Raw genomic sequence first — 18,377 nt, 5'->3', positions numbered from 1 at the left:
GGGGGAGCAGGCCGACGCCAGCCAACGTCAAACCTGCCGCTCGATTTCCAGCTTCTTGATCTCGGCGATCGCGCGCGCCGGGCTGAGCCCCTTGGGGCAGGCGTTGGCGCAATTCATGATCGTGTGGCAACGATAGAGGCGGAAGGGATCCTCGAGTTCGTCGAGCCGTTCGCCGGTATATTCGTCGCGGCTGTCGGCGAGCCAGCGATAGGCCTGGAGCAGGATCGCGGGGCCGAGGAACTTGTCGCTGTTCCACCAATAGCTGGGGCAGCTCGTCGAGCAGCAGGCGCACAGGATGCACTCGTACAACCCGTCGAGCTTCTCGCGCTCCTCGGGCGACTGGAGCCGTTCCTTGCCGCTGGGCGTCGTCGACTTGGTCTTCAGCCACGGCTCGATCGAGGCATATTGGGCATAGAAATGGGTGAAGTCGGGGACGAGGTCCTTGATCACGTCCATCGCCGGCAGCGGGGTGATCGTGATGTCGCCCTTCAGGTCCTCGATCGCGGTGGTGCAGGCGAGGCCGTTCTTGCCGTTGAGGTTCATCGAGCAGCTTCCGCAGATGCCCTCGCGGCACGAGCGGCGGAAGGTCAGCGTCGAATCCTGCTCGCTCTTCATCTTGATCAGGGCGTCGAGCACCATCGGACCACAGGTGTCGAGGTCGATCTCGAAAGTGTCGAAATGCGGATTCTCCCCCTTGTCGGGGTCGTAGCGATAAACCTTGAATTTCTTGACGTTGGTCGCGCCCTCGGCCTTGTGGACCGTGCCGCCCTTGTGGATGCGGCTGTTCTTGGGCAGGCGAAATTCGGCCATGGCGCGGGCTCCCTGATGCAGTCGGGGTCCGACTAGACCCGATTGGCAGAGTCGGCAAGAGGGTGAGGCGGCAATTAAGCCCGCAGCCTCGGAGGAAGGCAGGCGCGATGGGTGGCTTTACCGCCAGCGCGCACGCCCGTGCTCCATAATTCCGGTTTCACCCGGCTTCAGCGACGGACAAAGGCGAGCGGTGCGCAGAGGCCGCTGAGCGCGATGAAACGCTCCTGCCCCTCCCGATCAACAGGTTCGGGCTTGACCTCCAGCTGGGCCGAGATTTCGATGGCAGAGGGCAGGTTGAGGGTCATCGAACGGTCGATCGAACGTGCCATCAGGATCAACCCCCGCAGCTTGTTGACCTCCGGCGGCGACAGCCGCGAAGCGCCATCATACGCGAAAAGCTCCATCCAGACATCCAGTTCGCGGTAGCGCAGCGAATCATATAGTTCGAAGGAATCATAGGCATCGGTATAGTTCAGCCGCTGCTCCAGCGGCATTTTGCCCGCGATGCCGGCGCCGCCGCTGCGCCACCCGCCAAGGTGCAGTCCCGGCGCCAGCGGGCGACCGATCATCCCGCTCATGGCCGGGCCATCGCCGTCCTGCCACTCCCGTTGCCACTGTTCGAGCTGATCCAGCCGGCGCACCACGCAATCGCTCTGCGCTGCCCGCGTCTGATATGCGGCCAGATTGAAGGCCAGTTCGGCGTTCAGCGCCCGGCGGAAGGCCGCTACATCCCTGCGGTCTTTCCACCCGTCCGCCGCCTGCTGCGTGCCGAGCGCGATCAGGATGCCGAGGACAACGATGACCAGTTCGGTGATGAAGCCGGACCAGCCGTTCGCGGGCGAAAACCTGCGGAACCTACTCCCCGGGGCTGAAGCGGGGCCTGTCGCGTCAACCGCCTCCCTACCCTGGTCGTCCCCCGTCCGGCGAGACTGGGCCATATGCTGACTCCCCCCGATGCCGTGGCGGCCTCGACTAGACTCGTCGCGCGGCAGGGACAAGGGGGCGGCAATAAAACCCCTTCCCCGAAGAGGAAGGGTGTAATGGGCGAAATTTGCCGCTAGGGCGCGCGGACCATGACCGACACGCCAGCCCAGCCCGCCGTGACCAGCCGCCATGTCGCGCGCGGGCTGGGAACGACGGTGCTCGCACGACTGGGCGGGGTGATCGAGATCGTCGCGCAGCCGCTCTATGTCCTGATGTTCGGCCTCGCCGGCTATGGGCTCTATGCGGTGCTGTGGGCGGCGGTCAATCTGCTCGAGAATATCTGCGACGCCGGCATGACGAACGCGCTGCAGCGCACCGTGCCGCAGTCGGCGAGCGAAGCCGAGGCCGCGGCGGCGCTGCGCACCGCGATGCTGTTCGGCGTCGTGCCATGCCTGGTCGTCGCGGCGCTGATCGCGACCTTCGCCGCCGACCTGGCGCCGCTGCTCAACGTCGCCGAGCGCGACCGGCCGCTCGTCGTACCCGCGATCCAACTGTTCGTCTGGGCACTGCCGCTGTGGGCCTTCGTCGAGATCGCGACCAGCGCGATGCGCGCGCGCATGGTATTCGGCGCCGAAATCCGCCTCCGCATCGTCTGGGAGCAGATTCTGCGGCTGGTGTTCGCGGGACTGTTCTTCGCGGGCGGACTCGGGCTCAAGGGCCTGTTCATCGCGCACCTCTGTTCGCTCGCCGTGACCGCCTTGCTGTGCGTTCGCCTGCTGGCGCGCTATTATGATTTCGCCGAACTGCGGCGCGGGGGACGCGGCAGCACGGCCGAGCGCGACACCTTGCGGGCGGGGCTGTCGATCCTGCCGTCGAACATCATCGGGCGGTTGTTCGGCGATGCGCCCGCGCTGATCCTCAACCTGCTGCTTCCCGGTGCGGCGGGCGCCGCGGCGGCGGGGCTGTTCACCATCGCACGCAAGCTGTCGAGCGTCGTCCAACTCGTTCGCATCGCCTTCTCCTATGTGCTCGCGCCGCTTGCCGCGAGTGCCGAGCGCGCCGACCGCGCACAGGTCGCCGACATCTATGCCTATGCGACGCGACTGATCTTTGCGATCGCGCTACCGCTCGCCGCGGTGCTCGCCGCGGGCAGTTCGTCGCTGCTCAGTCTGTTCGGGGCGCAAGCGCATGTCGCGCAGGCCGCCGTCGTGATCCTGCTGTTCGCGCGCGCTTTCGAGGCGGTGCTCGGCATCTCGCTGCCCGTGCTTCAGGTCGTCGCCGCCTTTCGCCACCAGCTTGTCGCGGGCCTGTTCGGGCTGGCGATCGCGGTCGGCGCGGGCTGGGTCATCGTCGGGCATCTGGACCCGCTCACCGGCGTCACCCTGGCCATGTCGATCGGCCTCGTCGCGATGGCGGCAATTCCCATGACCCAACTCGCGATCAGCGAGAAGCTGCACCCGTTCGATGCCCGGTTTCCCACCGTCGCCCTGCACGGGATCGCGATCACGGTCGCGGCGGGCGGCGCGGCGCTGCTCGCCGCGCAGCTGCCGGATCCGGTCGCCCTGCCCCTGATCGCCCTGATTGCGGCCGCGTCGATCTGGGCCGCCCTGCGCTTCGCCCTGCCGCTCGCCGACCGGGCGTCGCTGGGCAAGACCGGGCGCCGACTGCGGCTGTTTTGAAAGCCCCAAGCCATGACCTCGCCCACCCCCGTCCGTATCGCAATCTACGACCTCGACCGCACCGTGCTGCGCAAACCGACCTTCACGCTGTTCCTGCTGTGGGCGGCCGCGCGCGTCGCGCCGTGGCGGCTGCTGGCGCTGCCAGTGCTGCTGCTTCTATTGGCGGGGGCCGGATTGAAACTGTTCGGGCGCGACCGATTCAAGCCCGCCGCGATCCGGCTGATGCTGGGAAAACGGATTTCCACCGCGCGCGCGGCCGATCTGGCACAGCGCTTCGCCGCTTGGCGCGTACCGGCCGATATTCCGCCCGGAGCCGCGGCGGCGATAGCGCGCGACCGGGCGGAGGGATATCGCCTGCTGCTCGCCACCGCTGCGCCCGAATTCTATGCGGAGGCCATCGGCGCGGCGCTCGGATTCGACGGCGTGGTCGCGACGCGGCACTTGCGTGAAGCCGACGGCGCGTGGCTGCCGACGATCGACGGAACCAACTGCTATGGGGCCGAAAAGGCCCGGCGGATCGAAAAATGGCTCGCCGAACATGCGGGTCCAGGCCGGCGCCGGCTGCGCTTCTATTCGGACCACGCCAGCGACGCGCCCAGCTTCGCGTTGGCCGAGGAACGCTATGCCGTCGGACGAAGCCGCAAACTGGCACGGCAGGCGCGCGAACAGGGATGGACGCTGGTCGACTTCTCACGCCCGGCTTGAACGCGTCCAACGGCTCTAGTAGGACCCCCTGACGGCATCGGCCGGCTTGCGCAAAGGACCCCGGCTTGGCCTTCATAACACTCGTAGCCTATGCTGCGGATCAGGGCGGAACGACGCGCGTGCTGAACCATCTCGCCAACGGCTTCGCGGAAGCCGGGCACCGGGTGGCCATCCTCTATTGCACCTCGACAGGTCTGGCTCCCGATCTGGAAGACATGCCGCGCCCGGGCGTCGAAAGCCATGCGCTCGCCGACCGCCGCCAGCGCAGCCGGGCGCTGGGACAGATCGTCACCTTCCTTTCCTATCGCCGCTGGTTGCGCAAGCATCGTCCCGACATCGTGCTGGCGACCGGAAACAATATCAACTGGTTCGCGGCGCTGGGCGTGATCTCAGCCAAAACGCACGCGCGCTATTACATCAAGACGACGAACCCGATCGTCCGCCAGTCGGACGGCGCCGTCGCCGGCCGGCTGCGGCGTGCGGTCTATGGCCTGATCTTTCGCCGCGCCGCCGGGGTATTGACGCTGAGCGATGCGGAAACGACGCTGCTCCGGAAGCAGTTTCCGGCCGCAGGCGACCGGTTCCATATGGTGCACAATGCCTATCTGACCGATGCCTTTGCCGCGCCCGAGCGCGAAGGGCGCGCGGATGGCCCGATCCTGTTGCTCGGCGCCGGCCGACTGACCGCGCAAAAGCGTTTCGACCGGCTGCTGCGGGCTTTTGCCGCCGCCAATCCGCGCGACGCGCGGCTGCGCATCGCGGGCGACGGTCCGCAGCGCGCGGCCCTCGCCGCCCTTGCCACCGATCTCGGCGTGGCGGATCGGGTGGAGATGATCGGCTATACACCGGACATGCCGGCGCAGATGGCCGCCGCCGACCTGTTTGTCCTGTCCTCGGACTACGAAGGACTGCCCGCGGTGGTGATCGAGGCCCTGGCATCCAACCTTCCGGTCGTCAGCACCGATTGCTTCGCCAGCGCACGCGAACTGCTGGCCGACCTGCCCGGGTGCGCGGCGGTCGAGCGGTCGACGGAAGCGCTGAGCGATGCGCTGCGGAAATGGCTCGAGGCACCGCCTCCGCGCACCGATCTCAGGCGTTTCGCGCTTCCCTATACAACAGCCAATGCCGTCGCGAGCCACCTGGCCGCGATGGGTGAGGGACAGGACAATCATGGGTGACATATCCGCGCTGCGCCTGATCGGCGACAATGCCACGCCGATCTGGGGAATGAGCAACGCCGAGCGCGTGCGGCGGCTGGCCGTCAAGCGCGCCATCGCCGAACGGATCGCACCGGGCGAGGCGCTGTACGTCAATCTTGCCTTTGCTTTCGATCCGACGCTGATCGACGAGGCGATCAAGCGCCCGGGCGTCGCGCTGACGATCGGCGGCGAACTGGTGCTGGGCGTCTTGCCGGACGACACCGATCCCCTGCGGCTCGACGGGATCGAACGGTTGCCGCTGGAGAACCGCAGCTTTTACAACGAGCAGCTTCGCAAGCTGGAAACGCCGTTTGCCGAGCGGCTGACACCGGAAAGAAGCCGGGCCATCGAACGGCAAAGCTATTTCGGCGCCTACAAGGGCGTGACCGACCTGCTTACCAAATATCTGTGGCCCGAACTCGCGCTGTGGCTGACGCGGATCGCGGCCCGACTGGGCATGACGCCCAACATGGTGACCGCGATCGGTGCGGCGCTGTGCGTCTATGCCACCGTCCTGTTCGCGCAGGGGCAGTATTGGACGGGGATGCTGGCGGGATTCATCTTCATGGTGCTCGACACGGTCGACGGAAAGCTTGCGCGCTGCACCATCACCTCGTCCAAATGGGGCAATGTCGCCGATCATGGCGTCGACCTGATCCACCCGCCTTTCTGGTGGTATTTCTGGGGCGTCGGCCTTTCCGCCTGGGGGCTTGCCCTGTCGAGCCAGGCGTTTCTGCTGGTCATGGTCGCAGTGATCGCGGGCTATATCCTCCAGCGCGTGATCGAGGGGCTGTTCATCAAGGATTTCGGCATGGACATCCATGTCTGGCAGAAATTCGACAGCCGCTTTCGCCTGATCACCGCGCGCCGCAATCCGAACATGGCGATCCTTTTCGTCGCGACGCTCGCCGGCCGGCCCGACATCGGCCTGATCGCGCTTGCCTGGTGGACGGTCATCTCGTTGATCGTCCATGCAGTGCGGCTCGCCCAGGCCTATCGAATGCGCCGATCCGGGCGCCCGATCGTCAGTTGGATGGAGGAGGCCGCGCCATGAACGCAACCATCGAGAAATTCGGCTATCCGGCGACGCTGATCGCCGAGTTCGACCATTGGCTCGTCCTGTTGCGCCCCGCCCAGCCGACGCTCGGTTCGCTGGTGCTAGCGGCAAAGTCCGACGCGACCGCCTTCGGCGACCTGCCCGCTGCCGCTCATGCGGAACTCAAGACGGTGACGGTCGCCATCGAATCGGCACTGACCGCCGCCGTGAGCTATGCCAGAATCAACTATCTGATGCTGATGATGGTCGACCCGCACGTCCACTTCCACGTCCTGCCCCGCTACGAGGGCGAACGATCCGCGGCGGGCGTGGCCGCCGTCGACGCCGGTTGGCCCGGCCAGCCCGATCTCGGCCAGGCGGTGAAGCTGGACGACGGGCAAGTCGCGGCGCTCGCCGCCTGGCTCAAGCCCTATTTCGCGTAGCGTCCCTCGGTCGCCCAGCGGGCGGTCAGCGCATCGGCCGCCTCGACGTCCTGCGGGAAATCGACCTCCTGCCAGTCGAGGCCCTCGATCGACACGGTACCGACGCGATTGCCCTTGGCGATGATGTCGATCGCCCGCAGATACCAACGCTCGACGCCGTCGGGGGTGCGCATCATCTGGTCGACCTGGTTGCGAAAGATCGCGGGGCCGTCGTCGACGAACGCCAGCATGCCGATCGATTCGGCATTGGTATCGGGGGGCAACAACCGTTTGCCGACGGCGTGAAGCCGCCCCTCGGCATCGCGCGTCACCTTCATGTCGTCGTCGTCATAGGCGTCCTTGACGTCGACGGTGACGGTGATCGGTTCGCTCGCACCGGCAATCAGCCGGGCTACGATCTCGTCGGACACGATGGTATCGCCGTTGAGGATGATGAAATCCCGGTCCATCTCCCCGCGCGCGATCCAGCAGGTGCCCAGATTGTCGGCAACCTGAAAGAAGGGGTTGAACAGCGTGCGGACGCGCGCGCCGGTATCGCGATAGAGTTCCAGCGCGTGATCCTCGACCCGCTCGGTCCGGAATCCCGTCACGACGACGATATCCTCGACGCCATTGGCGGCGAGCGCCGCGACCTGCCAGCCAAGCAGGCTGCGCCCGTTGAACTCGATCAGGCATTTGGGCAGGTCGCGGGTCAGCGGCAGCAGCCGCGATCCCTGCCCGGCGGACAGGATGATGGCTTTCTTGATGCTCATGGCCGTCGCCCTAGAACCGCTTGGCGCCGGTTGCCACAAAAAGTGACCGCAGCGTTCAGCGGCGCGCGGCGAGAATCCGCTCGATCAATTCGATGTCCGCGGGCTTGTCGGCGTCTATGCACGCCTCGCCTTCCGCCATCGGCACGACCTTCGCCTTCAGCCCGAAGCGCCGCCCGGCGCGCGCGACGCCCTGCTGGATCGTGAACAGCCGCAGCAGCGCCCCGATCAACAGCCACGGGCCGAAGGCGGCGACGATCTTCAATCCTTTCTTGCGGTCGCGCTCGATGCGGCCCCAGAAATCGAGCAGCGGCAGCACGCGCCGACCGCGCAGGCGGAACAGGTGCGCCCCCGACCACCAGCCGCCGCGAAACTTGAGCCACGTCCGCTTCGATTCGGGATAGCGTGCCAACAGCACCCCGCGCTCGACCATCGCGACCGCGACGTCGCTGTCCTCCGCATCGGTCAGGAAGGCGGCAATCATCGCGGGGGTCAGCAGCACATTGTCGGCGGTCGTCACCAGCACCGGCGCGTCGCCCTCCGGCAGCGCGGCGGCGAGCGAGGCGCTGATCCCCTGTCCCGAGTCCGCGAAATGCAGGTCGGCGAACCCCGCCAGCCCCGGCTCCGCCGCCAGTTCGGCGCTGGCCTGCGCGAGGATGGTGATCGGCCCGACCAGCGGCGAGGCGCGCAGCGCGGCGACGACATGGACGAGCATCGGCTGGCCCGCGATCGGCAGCAGCGCCTTGGTCGACACGCCGCTTCCGGTCAGCAGCGGATCGGGGCCGGGTCGGCTGCCCGCGAGAAGGATGGCGGGGATGGGAACCGGATGCGCGGCGGTCATCGGGCGGCATCCTCTGCCGGCGCGATGCGGCGTCCGGTGACACCACGCAGGAAATCGCTCGCGTCTGCCAGCACCGGCGCCTTGCCCCGGAAGGGCGCCGCCAGTGCCGTGACGATCCCGATATGCCCGATGCCTGGATAAAGCCGCAAAGTGACGGAGCCGCCCGCCTTCTCGATTGCGGCGGCCAGATTGCGACTGTTGCGCGGACGCACCGTGCGATCCTGGTCGCCGCTCGCCAGCCACAGCGGTGGCGCATCGCCGCGCACCTGCGCGATCGGCTGCGTCCGTTCGGGCGGGCGAACCTTGCCCATCGCCTTGTCGGCCATGCCGCCCTTTTCGAAGGGCAGGAAATCATAGGGACCGGCGAGGCCCACCACCCCGCGGATCACCGATGCGTCGCTTCCAGCGCCGCGCATCCATTGCGGATCGAGCGCGAGCATCACCGCATTATAGGCGCCCGCCGAATGCCCCATCAGCGCAATACGGTCAGGGTCTCCGCCGAGATCGCCGATATAATCGCGCGTCCAGGCGACCGCGGCGGCGGCATCCTCCAGGAAATCGGGCCAATGCGCCTTGGGCGTCAGCCGATAGTCGGGGATCACCGCGACGAACCCCTCGCCGGCAAGCGCGCGGGCGACGAAACCATGGCTCTCGCGCTCGCCGCTGCTCCAGCCGCCGCCATAGAAGAAGACGACGACCGGCAGCCGGTCGCCGCGCTCCGTGCCCTCCGGCACCCAGATGTCGAGCAGTTGACGCGGTCCGCGGCCATAGGGCTGGCCGGCCAGCAACCGCCGCGCGGCGCGCGCGCCTTTGCCAAGCAATTTGTCGGCAAGGTCGAGCGCCTTCGTCCCGTGGGAGACGGCCGCCTTTGCGCCGCCACCGAACAGCAGGACGAGCAGCCCGATGAGGAGGAGGACCTTGATCAATCGTCGCCTTTCCATCGCGGCGCCCGCGCAGGATATCGCCCCTACAGGGCCGCGCGCCGCCGAACAAGCGCCGCGCGCCGCCACCATTTGCGCGCTCGTGCGTAGAATGCGGCATGACCCGCGCCTTCCACCGCCCCGCCCTGATCTGCAACAGCGAGAGCGGCAGCTACGACGAAGCCGTGCACCGGCAACTGGTCGAGGCTTGCCGCGCGGCCGGCGTCCCGCTCGTTGCCACCGTCGCGCTGCCCGACGACGACCTGCCCGATGCGGAGGCATTGCGCGCGCTGGAGATCGACTTGTTGGCCGTGTGGACCGGCGACGGGACAATCAACGCCGCAGCGTCGCGATGCGCGGGCTGGCCGGGCGCGGTCCTGCCGCTGCCCGGCGGAACGCTGAACCTGCTGTCCAAGCAATTGCACGGCGACCGGCCAGCGGTCGACATCCTGACCGATGCGCTGGCCGGAAAGGGGCGGCGCGCGCCCATTCCGACCGTCCGATCGGCAACGCGCGAGGCATTCATAACCGTCGTCGCCGGACCCGCGACGCGCTGGGCCGAGGTGCGCGAGACGATGCGCCAGCAAGGGCTGATCGAGGCAAGCCGCGACGCGCCCGAGGCGATCGACGCGATGCTGAACGCCCCCGGCGTGCGGATCGGCGGCGATGGAAAGAGCTATCCGGCGATCGTCCTGACTCCGACGCGTCGCGGCCTTCGCGCCGACGGCGTGGTGGTCGACGGTTCGGCCGACGTGCTGCGGCACGGTCTCGCGTGGCTCGGCGGCGATTTCCGCGACGGACCGAGCGAGGAACTCGCGCAGGGCGAAACGATCGTCCTCGAAAGCGAAAGCCCGATCAGTCTCGAATATGACGGCGAGCTCGACGAGATCGCCGCCCCCGCGCGCTTCGCGATCGGACAGAGCGCGGTCGACTTCATCGCGACGGCATGACGCGCCTCTTCCATATCAGCGACCTGCATTTCGGGCTGGAGGATCGCGATGCGCTGGCCTGGTTCCGCGACTGCGTGCGGCGCGAACGCCCCGATGCGGTGCTGATCACCGGCGACCTGACGATGCGTGCGCGAAGCCGCGAGTTCGCTGCCGCGTGCGACTGGATCGCGGCGCTCGACCTGCCGGTGACGGTCGAAGTGGGCAACCACGATCTGCCCTATTTCAATCCCATCGCGCGCGCCTTTCGCCCCTATGCCCGCATCGGGCGGATTCGTGCGCTGGTCGAACGCGAACTCGATCTCGCCGGCGTCTCGGTCGTGCCGCTCAAGACCACGGCGCGCGCGCAGTGGCGGCTCGACTGGTCGAAGGGCTGCGTGACCCCGCGCGCGCTCGACAGGACGCTCGCCGCGATCGACGCGCTGCCGAAGGACGCGGCCGTCCTCGTCACCGCGCACCACCCACTTGTCGAGGCGGGAACGAAGGGGCGCGCGCTGACGCGGGGCGGCGAGGCGGCGCTGACCGCGCTCGCCGCGCGCGGGGTGGCGGCGGTGCTGACCGGCCATGTCCACGACCCCTTCGACCTGATGCGGGAGACCCCCGCGGGTCCGATCCGCATGATCGGTGCGGGCACGTTGTCGCAGCGTATCCGATCGACCCCGCCGAGCTTCAACGCCATCACCCTCGACGGCACGCGGGTCGAGGTGCACGTTCGCAACCTCGCCCACGTCCCGACCCGCGACATGCAGATAGACGCCGTGCCGCCCGACGCACTGCCGCCGCGCGACGCGGACGAGCCGGTCGCCCCGATCGGCGCGGTGCCGCCGGTCGATCCGCCGGTGCATTGACGCGCGGCCCTATCCCGTTAGGTTGCAAGGAAAAACGGGATGAGGAACCATGCTGACCAAGGGCGACGATTTTCCGCTTCACCAGACCAGCGAGCCGATTGCGTTCGCGGGCACCGACCGCAATTTCTATGATCGCTATTTCTTCAACGGCGCCAGCCCGGACGGGTCGGTCTTCTTCGCCGCGGCGATGGGCTTCTATCCGCAGCTCGGCATCGTCGACGCCAGCTTTTGCGCGATCGTCGACGGCATTCAGTATAATCTGCGCGCAAGCCGGCGCTCGGGCGGCGAGCGGCTCGACCTGGCGGTCGGCCCGATCGCGATCCGCATCGACGCGCCGCTCGAACGGCTGACGCTGCGCATCGCCCCGAACGACGGGCCGCTGGCCGCCGAGCTCAGCTTCACCGGCCGTCATTTTCCGATCGAGGAGCCGCGCTTCATCCGTCGCAACGGGACGCGCCTGTTCATGGACTATACGCGGCTGACGCAGAACGGCCGCTGGACGGGCTGGCTGTCGGTGGACGGCGTCCGCATCGACGCCGGCGCCGACTGGACGGGAACGCGCGACCGGAGCTGGGGCGTGCGCCCGGTCGGCGCCAGCGAGCCGCAGCCGCCGCCCGAGGGCAATTTCAACCAGTTCTTCTGGCTTTGGACGCCGTGCAACTTCGACCGGAGCTCGCTGTTCTTCCACAGCAACGACGATGGCGCGGGGGCGCCGTGGAATCGCCGCGCCGTGATCGTCGGCGATGCCTCGAGCAAGGAGGGCAGCGAACGGCATTTCGATGCCGCGACCTTCGCAATCGCCTGGCAAGGCGGCACGCGGCGCATCGCGAAGCTGACCGCCGCCCTCGGCGCCGGCCGGTCGCTGACGCTTACCCCGTCGGGGCCGGTGTTCGCGATGAGCGGGCTGGGCTATGGCCACCCGGTCTGGGGCCACGGCCTCGACCATGGCGACGACGCCGTCGCGCACGACAGGCTGAACGAAGCCGAGCGCGACTGGGGCAATCCGCTCGCCATGCATATCCAGGCCTTCGTCGCGGCCGAACTCGCCGATGGCGGCGGCGTGCAGCGCGGCGTCGGAGTGCTCGAACAGCTTTTCGTCGGCCCGCATGCGCCGAGCGGCCTTTCCGGCTTGATGGACCCTGCGACATGAGCTTTCCGACGACGCCGGATGACATGACGGCGGACTGGCTCGCGGGCGCGCTCGGCCGACCGCCGGGCGCGCTCCGCGGGTTCACCGCGACGCCGATCGGCACCGGGCAGATGTGCGACAGCTTCCGCCTGACGCTCGACTGGATCGATGGCGCCGAAACCCCAGCGACGGTCGTCGCCAAATGCCCGAGCCGCGACGAAGCGAGCCGTCACATCGCGGCGGTCGTCGGCACCTATGTCAAGGAGGTGAGTTGGTATCGCGAACTTGCGGCGGGAAGCGGGGTCGCCGCACCGCATTGCCACCATGCCGAGATCGCCGACAATGCCGTCGACTTCATCCTGATCCTGTCCGACCTCGCGCCGGCACGGCAAGGCGACCAGCTGGCCGGGCTGGGTCTCGCCGGGCTCGGCCCGTGCATCGACGCGGCGGCGGGGCTGCATGCGTTGCTGTGGAACGACGCACGGCTCGATGCGCTGCCGTGGCTCGCGCGCGACAGCGCCGATGTCGTCCGCGCGCTCTTCCCCCAGCTCTATGCGGGCTTTCGCGAGCGCTACGCGGCGCGGCTCGACCGCGAGGCGCTTGATCTCGGCGCCGGGATCGTCGACCGGCTCGACGCCTGGCTGACACGCGTGCCCGCCGCCAGGACGATCGTCCACGGCGACCTCCGGATCGACAATATCCTTTTCTCCACCGACGCGGCGCGTTGCTGGCTCGTCGACTGGCAGACGTTGGGACGCGGCAGCGGCGCGACCGATCTCGCCTATCTGGTGGGCACCAGCATCGCCGATCCGGCCGAGCGCGCCGCGGCCGACCGGCCCGCTTTCGACCGCTGGATCGCCGCGCTGCGCGCGCGTGGCATCGATGCCGATGCCCAGGCGCTGTGGGCCGATTACCGCGTCGGTGCCCTCAGCGGCTATTTCATGGCGGTCTTCGCTTCGATGAATGTCGAGCGCACCGATCGCGGCGACGAGATGTTCGCGGTGATGGCCGAACGCCCGGCACGCCAGGCGCTGGCGCTCGGCAGCCTCGACCTGCTGTAGCGCACCGGGGCGGCACCCGTCCCGATGCGAAAAGGGCGGCCCGTTGCCGGACCGCCCTCCTCTTTTCCACCCGTCGGCGGAAAAAGCTGATTAGCGCTTCGAGAACTGGAAGCTGCGGCGGGCCTTCGCCTTGCCATACTTCTTACGCTCGACCGCGCGGCTGTCGCGGGTCAGGAAGCCGGCCGCCTTGACGGTGCCGCGCAGCGCGGGCTCGAAGCGGGTCAACGCCTGCGCGATGCCGTGCTTAACGGCGCCCGCCTGGCCCGACAGGCCGCCGCCCTTGACGGTCGCGACGACGTCATACTGGCCGACGCGATCGGCAACGCCGAACGGTTGGTTGATGACGAGGCGCAGCGTCGGGCGCGCGAAATAGGTTTCCTGGTCGCGGCCGTTGATAGTGATCTTGCCCGAACCGGGCTTCACCCACACGCGGGCGACGGCGTCCTTGCGACGACCGGTCGCATAGGCGCGGCCCTGCTTGTCGACCTGCTTTTCGCGCAGCGGCGCGGCCGGAGCCGCGGGGGCGACGGTGCCTTCGACGGCGCCGGCGAGATCCTTGAGATCGGTCATGGTCTGTTCGTCAGCCATTATGCACCCACCTTGTTCTTGCGGTTCATCGACGCGACGTCGATCACTTCGGGGTTCTGCCCGGCGTGCGGATGCTCGCTGCCGGCGAAGACGCGCAGGTTGCGCATCTGCTGGCGCCCGAGGGGGCCGCGCGGGATCATGCGCTCGACGGCCTTTTCGAGCACGCGCTCGGGAAAGCGGCCCTCGAGCACCTTCTGCGCCGAGATTTCCTTGATGCCACCGGCATAGCCGGTGTGCTTGTAATAATTCTTGTCGGTCAGCTTCTTGCCGGTGAACTTCACTTTTTCGGCGTTGATGACGATGACATTGTCACCGCAATCGACGTGCGGGGTGAAGCTCGGCTTGTGCTTGCCGCGCAGGATGTTGGCGATGATCGTCGCGACGCGGCCCACGACCAGGCCGTCGGCATCGATCAGCACCCATTTCTTTTCGACCGTCGCGGCGTTCGCCGACTGGGTCGTCTTGGTCAGCGCCTTCATGGCACGCTCCTTGACAGAGATGGAACCGGGCGACGGAACCGGCCGCCGCCCCGAAACAAGCCGCGCCGCCTGCCCGCAAGGGGCGAAGCGGCGCTTCGGAGCGGGCCAATGGCGGGAACGGTGCGGAAAGTCAAGTATCGCGCGGCCTTGCCGACAGGTATCATGATACCTTGATCAGGAAACGTCGGGTTCGATCGCGCGAATCCGCTCCTCGACGAGCGTGCGGGCGCCGCCACCGTCCCCAACGATCCAGCTCTGCCGCTGCTCGCGCAGGACCAGTCCCGTCGTCCGGTCGATGGTCCACAGGCTCTCGACGGTGAGCGGCTGCGCCGCGGCGGTCGCAGCCTCGACCTTTGCCGCCGTTTCGCGCGTGCTGTCGCCGTCCGGAGACACGGTGCCGCCGATCCGGCTGGCGGCGTTGGCGGGCGCGAGCAGCGCGCGGATGTCCGCGCTCGCGAGCGCCGCGCGCTCATCGGGCGAGAGCGCCGCGACCAGCGCCGCCAGTTGCTTCGCCTCGGGCTGGTCCGCGGCGGCGGCAAGCGCTGCGGTGCGCGCCATCGCGCGATCCCACAGCCGTTCGGCGTCGATCAGGTCGATCCGGCCGCCATCGGGCGCGACGAGATAGGTCATCGCCTCGCCGACCAGCGGCTGGAGCACCGCGGTCAGCGCGCGCACGGCGCGGGGCGGCGCGTCCGAATCTATCCGGCGCAGCGTCGCGACCAGCCGGTAGCCGCGCCCCGCGCGCTGCCATTGCAGGTCGTAGAGCAACGAGAAGCCGAGCAGCCCGCCGTCGCGCCCCAGGCGGCGGGTCGTCACGCGATAGCGCATCGGCCGGTCGAGCGGCGGCGCAAAGACGACCGATGCCGCAGGCGCCGGGACGACGACGGGCGGCGGCGCGGATGCCGGGCCGGCGAGCCACAGCAACGCGGCGGCGAACATCATGCGGTGCGGCGGCCGAGCCGATGCAGCGCCGCCGCCGTCACCGCGACCAGCAGCGCGCCCGTCAACTGGTGCAGCACCGCGATCCACATCGAAATGCCGCTGACGACGGTGAGGATGCCGAGCGTCATCTGCGCCGCGACGACGAGCAGCAGCAGCGCCGGCTCGACCCGCGCGCCGCGCCGCGCCAGCACACGCGCCAGCAGCAACAGCGCAAGCGCGGCAACCCAGGACCACCAGCGATGCAGGAAATGCAGCAGAAAGGGGTCGTTGGTGATGGCGAACCAGACACCGTTCGACCAATCGATGCCGCGCGGCACGAAATGATCGTTCATCATCGGCCAGTCGCTCGCCACATAGCCGGCGTTGAGCCCCGCGACCCAGGCGCCAAGCAGAAGTTGGACGGTCAGGATCAGCGCGACGGCGATCCCCGGCCCGGTCAACGGCGCGGGCCGGGCAGCGGGATCGCGCGCGAGGGTGCCGAGATCGCGCGCGGTCCAGACCAGCGCGGCGAGCAGGAAGAGCGCGGTCAGCAGATGGGTCGCCAGACGGTAATGGCTGACGTCGGTGCGATCGACGAGTCCCGAGGCGACCATCCACCAGCCGATCGCGCCCTGCAATCCGACGAGCGCGGCCAGCGCCAGCAACCGCCAGCCATAGCCCGCGGGAACCGCGCGGCGCCACGCATACCAGGCAAGCGGGACGAGCAGCGCCAGCCCGACGAGCCGGCCGAGGATGCGGTGCAGCCATTCCCAGAAGAAGATCGCCTTGAACGCGGCGAGCGACATGCCGAAGTTGATCTCCCGATATTCGGGTATCTGCTTGTATTTCTCGAACTCCGCCAGCCAGGCGGCGTCGGTCAGCGGCGGCAACACGCCCGACACCGGCTTCCATTCGGTGATCGAGAGCCCCGATTCGGTGAGGCGGGTGATGCCGCCGACGGCGACCACGGCGATCACCAGCAGCGCAACGGCCCACAGCCAGCGCGCGAGCGCCGCCGGGCGGGGATGAACGGGAGCCTGCGTCATCGCCCGCCCTATCGCCGCTTGCGATGCGATAGGCAAGGGCCCGAAGGGAGGAGGGTGGCGCCATCTGGCCTTGAGAGGCGCACTTGTCTTCCTCGGCCGGGTCTCCCTCTCGCTAGAGCATCGTGCGTTAAATCTGAACCATTTGTCCTGAGCCTGTCGAAGCCTGTCCTGAGCGCCTGCAAGGCAGTCGAAGGGGGCCGTCCTTTCTCTTGGCGCCGCAAGAAGAACGACGGTGCTTCGACAAGCTCAGCACGAACGGCAGAAAGGATGATGCAGGTTTAACGCACGATGCTCTAGCGAGAGAGATCGGGCGGGCCAGCGGCATGGCCAAGGCCCACCCCGCTGCGCGTAGCGAGCAAGCTCGCAACGCTCGCTGCCCCCTCCCGCGAGCAGGAGGGGAGCGATTCTGAAATTCATGGCTGCGACAGGCGAGGATTGATAGGGCGGACCGATGCCGCGCGTCCGTCTCCTCCTGCCCATCCTGACCGCCTTCGCCGCCAGCACCGCCACGCCCGCGGTCGCGGCGACACCCGGGCCAGCCGGTCTTTACGACCAGCTCGCGGGCCTCGAGGCGCGGGTCGCGGCGATCGGCTTTCGTCTGACCACCGCCAATGCGGCGTGGTGCACCGCGCAGCAACCGCAGTTCGGCTGGATCTGGGGCGATCCGCGCCTCTATGACGCGAACCGGCGCCCCGCCGCACTCGCCGCCTATGCCGCACCCGACGCCGACACGCCCTATCTGGCCGCCGTCGCGCCCGACTCGCCCGCCGCGCGCGCCGGACTGCATCGCGGAACGCCGGTGTTCGCGATCGACGGCATCCCCGTGCCGCCCGCCGATGACGCGGACCCTTTTGCCCGTATCGCCGTTTTGGAGACGCAAGCCGCCGCGCTGCCTGTCGAGGCGCCCGCGGCGCTCACGATCGCCGACGGACGGGATGCGGAGGTCATCCCCATCGTCGGCTGTGCGAGCGATTTCCGCGTCGAGGCGGCCGACCGGCCTGCCGGCGGCGCCGACGGCCGGCTGGTGCGGATCAGTGCCGGGCTGGCGAGCTTCGCGACCGACGATGCCGAACTGGCGGCGGCGGTCGCGCACGAACTGGCGCACAATATCCTGCGCCACCGCGCGCGGCTCGACGCGGCGGGGGTCGATCGCGGCCTGTTCAAGGAACTCGGCCGCAGCGCCCGCCTGTTCCGCCAGACCGAGGCCGAGGCCGACCGGCTGTCGGTCTGGCTGCTCGCCGGTGCGGGTTACGATCCCGAAGCCGCGGCGCGCTTCTGGCGCAAGTTCGGCGGACGCAAGGGGCGCCCGCTCTTTCCGGCGCTGACCCATCCGGGGTGGCGCGACAGGGTCGCTTCGGTCGAGCGCGAAGCGGCGGCGATCGCGGCCGCGCGCGCCGCCGGCGAACCGCTCCATCCGCCGCTGATCGACGACATGCCGCCCTTGGAATAGCGGGCGCGGCCTCCTATCTGAAGGGCCTCCTCCCACTCTTCGCAAGGATGCCCGCCATGCCCCACGACACCGCCGTCTTCGCCGGAGGCTGTTTCTGGTGCACCGAAGCGGTTTTCCAATCGCTCGCGGGGGTCGAGCGCGTCGAGAGCGGCTATACCGGGGGCAGCGTCGCCAACCCGACCTACAAGCAGGTGTGCAACGGCGACACGGGCCATGCCGAGGCGATCCGCATCACCTATGATCCCGCCGTCATCGCCTACGACGATCTGCTCGACGTGCTTTTCGCGACGCACGACCCGACGCAGCTCAACCGTCAGGGCAACGACATCGGCACGCAGTATCGCAGCGCCGTCTTTCCGCTGAACGACCAGCAGGCCGCCGCAGCGCGCGCCGCGATCGACCGTGCACAGCCCAACTGGCCGCAACCGATCGTCACCGCGATCGAGCCGGTGTCTCCATGGTATCCGGCGGAGGATTATCACCAGGCCTATTGGAACGGCGAGGGACAGAGCAGCCCCTATTGCCTTGCCTCCATCCCGCCGAAGCTCGCCAAGCTGCGCAAGGGCTTCGCCGACCGCCTGCGCGAAGACTGAGGCCGCGCG

The 18,377-nt window shown here is 68.5% G+C and carries 20 protein-coding genes; 11 read left to right on the top strand and 9 right to left on the bottom strand.

What is annotated here, in order from left to right:
• Window positions 1-27: 27 nt before the first annotated feature.
• Together C3E99_RS01020 and C3E99_RS01015 are read right to left on the bottom strand one after the other, a co-directional pair.
• Window positions 28-810, bottom strand: coding sequence for a succinate dehydrogenase iron-sulfur subunit (locus C3E99_RS01020; RefSeq protein WP_067107158.1), 783 nt, complete (start codon window positions 808-810; stop codon window positions 28-30).
• Between the two features lie 167 nt (window positions 811-977).
• The gene (locus tag C3E99_RS01015) at window positions 978-1,748 is read right to left on the bottom strand and encodes a hypothetical protein (RefSeq protein ID WP_104959305.1); all 771 of its coding nucleotides are present in this window, start codon (window positions 1,746-1,748) and stop codon (window positions 978-980) included.
• A 135-nt stretch (window positions 1,749-1,883) separates the two neighbouring features.
• On the opposite strand from C3E99_RS01015, the gene C3E99_RS01010 reads away from it, so the two are divergent.
• The 5 genes from C3E99_RS01010 to C3E99_RS00990 all read left to right on the top strand — a co-directional run bounded on the left by C3E99_RS01010 (window position 1,884) and on the right by C3E99_RS00990 (window position 6,796).
• The gene (locus C3E99_RS01010; protein WP_067107152.1) at window positions 1,884-3,413 is read left to right on the top strand and encodes a lipopolysaccharide biosynthesis protein; all 1,530 of its coding nucleotides are present in this window, start codon (window positions 1,884-1,886) and stop codon (window positions 3,411-3,413) included.
• A gap of 12 nt (window positions 3,414-3,425) precedes the next feature.
• A complete protein-coding gene (locus tag C3E99_RS01005; protein ID WP_076073839.1) occupies window positions 3,426-4,118 on the top strand; it encodes an HAD family hydrolase in 693 nt (230 codons plus the stop codon).
• A 65-nt stretch (window positions 4,119-4,183) separates the two neighbouring features.
• Complete coding sequence (locus tag C3E99_RS01000; protein WP_083674973.1) at window positions 4,184-5,296, top strand: glycosyltransferase; 1,113 nt, start codon at window positions 4,184-4,186, stop codon at window positions 5,294-5,296.
• Window positions 5,289-6,371 (top strand): CDP-alcohol phosphatidyltransferase family protein, encoded by a 1,083-nt coding sequence (locus C3E99_RS00995; protein WP_083674971.1) that lies wholly within the window; start codon window positions 5,289-5,291, stop codon window positions 6,369-6,371. The genes C3E99_RS01000 and C3E99_RS00995 overlap by 8 nt, the downstream gene beginning before the upstream one ends.
• Window positions 6,368-6,796, top strand: coding sequence for an HIT family protein (locus tag C3E99_RS00990; RefSeq protein ID WP_076073834.1), 429 nt, complete (start codon window positions 6,368-6,370; stop codon window positions 6,794-6,796). The genes C3E99_RS00995 and C3E99_RS00990 overlap by 4 nt, the downstream gene beginning before the upstream one ends.
• Here C3E99_RS00990 and C3E99_RS00985 read toward each other — a convergent pair.
• From C3E99_RS00985 to C3E99_RS00975, 3 genes are read right to left on the bottom strand one after another with little or no spacing between them, the layout of a single operon-like run.
• A complete protein-coding gene (locus C3E99_RS00985) occupies window positions 6,784-7,548 on the bottom strand; it encodes a phosphocholine cytidylyltransferase family protein (RefSeq protein ID WP_067181043.1) in 765 nt (254 codons plus the stop codon). The two genes, C3E99_RS00990 and C3E99_RS00985, sit on opposite strands and share 13 nt — an antisense overlap.
• A 55-nt stretch (window positions 7,549-7,603) precedes the next feature.
• Complete coding sequence (locus C3E99_RS00980) at window positions 7,604-8,386, bottom strand: nucleotidyltransferase family protein (protein ID WP_104959304.1); 783 nt, start codon at window positions 8,384-8,386, stop codon at window positions 7,604-7,606.
• The gene (locus C3E99_RS00975; protein WP_076073830.1) at window positions 8,383-9,312 is read right to left on the bottom strand and encodes an alpha/beta hydrolase; all 930 of its coding nucleotides are present in this window, start codon (window positions 9,310-9,312) and stop codon (window positions 8,383-8,385) included. Before C3E99_RS00975 ends, C3E99_RS00980 begins: the two co-directional genes overlap by 4 nt.
• Before the next feature lie 113 nt (window positions 9,313-9,425).
• Here C3E99_RS00975 and C3E99_RS00970 point away from each other — a divergent pair, with 113 nt between their 5' ends.
• From C3E99_RS00970 to C3E99_RS00955, 4 genes are read left to right on the top strand one after another with little or no spacing between them, the layout of a single operon-like run.
• Window positions 9,426-10,256, top strand: coding sequence for a diacylglycerol/lipid kinase family protein (locus C3E99_RS00970; RefSeq protein ID WP_076073829.1), 831 nt, complete (start codon window positions 9,426-9,428; stop codon window positions 10,254-10,256).
• Window positions 10,253-11,101: a metallophosphoesterase family protein gene (locus tag C3E99_RS00965; protein ID WP_076073826.1), complete on the top strand. Its 849-nt coding sequence runs from the start codon at window positions 10,253-10,255 to the stop codon at window positions 11,099-11,101. The genes C3E99_RS00970 and C3E99_RS00965 overlap by 4 nt, the downstream gene beginning before the upstream one ends.
• 49 nt (window positions 11,102-11,150) lie before the next feature.
• Window positions 11,151-12,251: a hypothetical protein gene (locus C3E99_RS00960; RefSeq protein WP_076073824.1), complete on the top strand. Its 1,101-nt coding sequence runs from the start codon at window positions 11,151-11,153 to the stop codon at window positions 12,249-12,251.
• Window positions 12,248-13,291 carry a phosphotransferase family protein gene (locus tag C3E99_RS00955; protein ID WP_076073821.1) on the top strand — a complete coding sequence of 348 codons (1,044 nt, stop codon included), beginning with the start codon at window positions 12,248-12,250 and terminating at the stop codon, window positions 13,289-13,291. The genes C3E99_RS00960 and C3E99_RS00955 overlap by 4 nt, the downstream gene beginning before the upstream one ends.
• A gap of 90 nt (window positions 13,292-13,381) precedes the next feature.
• On the opposite strand, the gene rpsI is transcribed toward C3E99_RS00955, so the two are convergent.
• The 4 genes from rpsI to C3E99_RS00935 all read right to left on the bottom strand — a co-directional run bounded on the left by rpsI (window position 13,382) and on the right by C3E99_RS00935 (window position 16,325).
• Window positions 13,382-13,879, bottom strand: coding sequence for a 30S ribosomal protein S9 (rpsI, locus tag C3E99_RS00950; protein WP_067107118.1), 498 nt, complete (start codon window positions 13,877-13,879; stop codon window positions 13,382-13,384).
• On the bottom strand, window positions 13,879-14,358 hold the full coding sequence (gene rplM / locus C3E99_RS00945) for a 50S ribosomal protein L13 (RefSeq protein WP_067107115.1): 480 nt from the start codon (window positions 14,356-14,358) through the stop codon (window positions 13,879-13,881). Before rplM ends, rpsI begins: the two co-directional genes overlap by 1 nt.
• Before the next feature lie 174 nt (window positions 14,359-14,532).
• Entirely contained in the window at window positions 14,533-15,300 is a 768-nt protein-coding gene (locus tag C3E99_RS00940; protein ID WP_076073819.1) for a hypothetical protein, read from the bottom strand.
• Entirely contained in the window at window positions 15,297-16,325 is a 1,029-nt protein-coding gene (locus C3E99_RS00935) for a COX15/CtaA family protein (RefSeq protein WP_076073816.1), read from the bottom strand. The genes C3E99_RS00940 and C3E99_RS00935 overlap by 4 nt, the downstream gene beginning before the upstream one ends.
• A gap of 451 nt (window positions 16,326-16,776) precedes the next feature.
• Here C3E99_RS00935 and C3E99_RS00930 point away from each other — a divergent pair, with 451 nt between their 5' ends.
• Both C3E99_RS00930 and msrA read left to right on the top strand, forming a co-directional pair.
• On the top strand, window positions 16,777-17,775 hold the full coding sequence (locus C3E99_RS00930; RefSeq protein WP_104959303.1) for a M48 family metallopeptidase: 999 nt from the start codon (window positions 16,777-16,779) through the stop codon (window positions 17,773-17,775).
• Between the two features lie 56 nt (window positions 17,776-17,831).
• Complete coding sequence (msrA, locus tag C3E99_RS00925; RefSeq protein WP_067107219.1) at window positions 17,832-18,368, top strand: peptide-methionine (S)-S-oxide reductase MsrA; 537 nt, start codon at window positions 17,832-17,834, stop codon at window positions 18,366-18,368.
• The last annotated feature ends 9 nt before the right edge of the window (window positions 18,369-18,377 follow it).

Origin of the sequence: Sphingopyxis sp. MG, assembly GCF_002953155.1 — a bacterium.
GTDB lineage: Bacteria > Pseudomonadota > Alphaproteobacteria > Sphingomonadales > Sphingomonadaceae > Sphingopyxis > Sphingopyxis granuli.
This window is presented reverse-complemented; position numbering and strand designations above follow the sequence as displayed.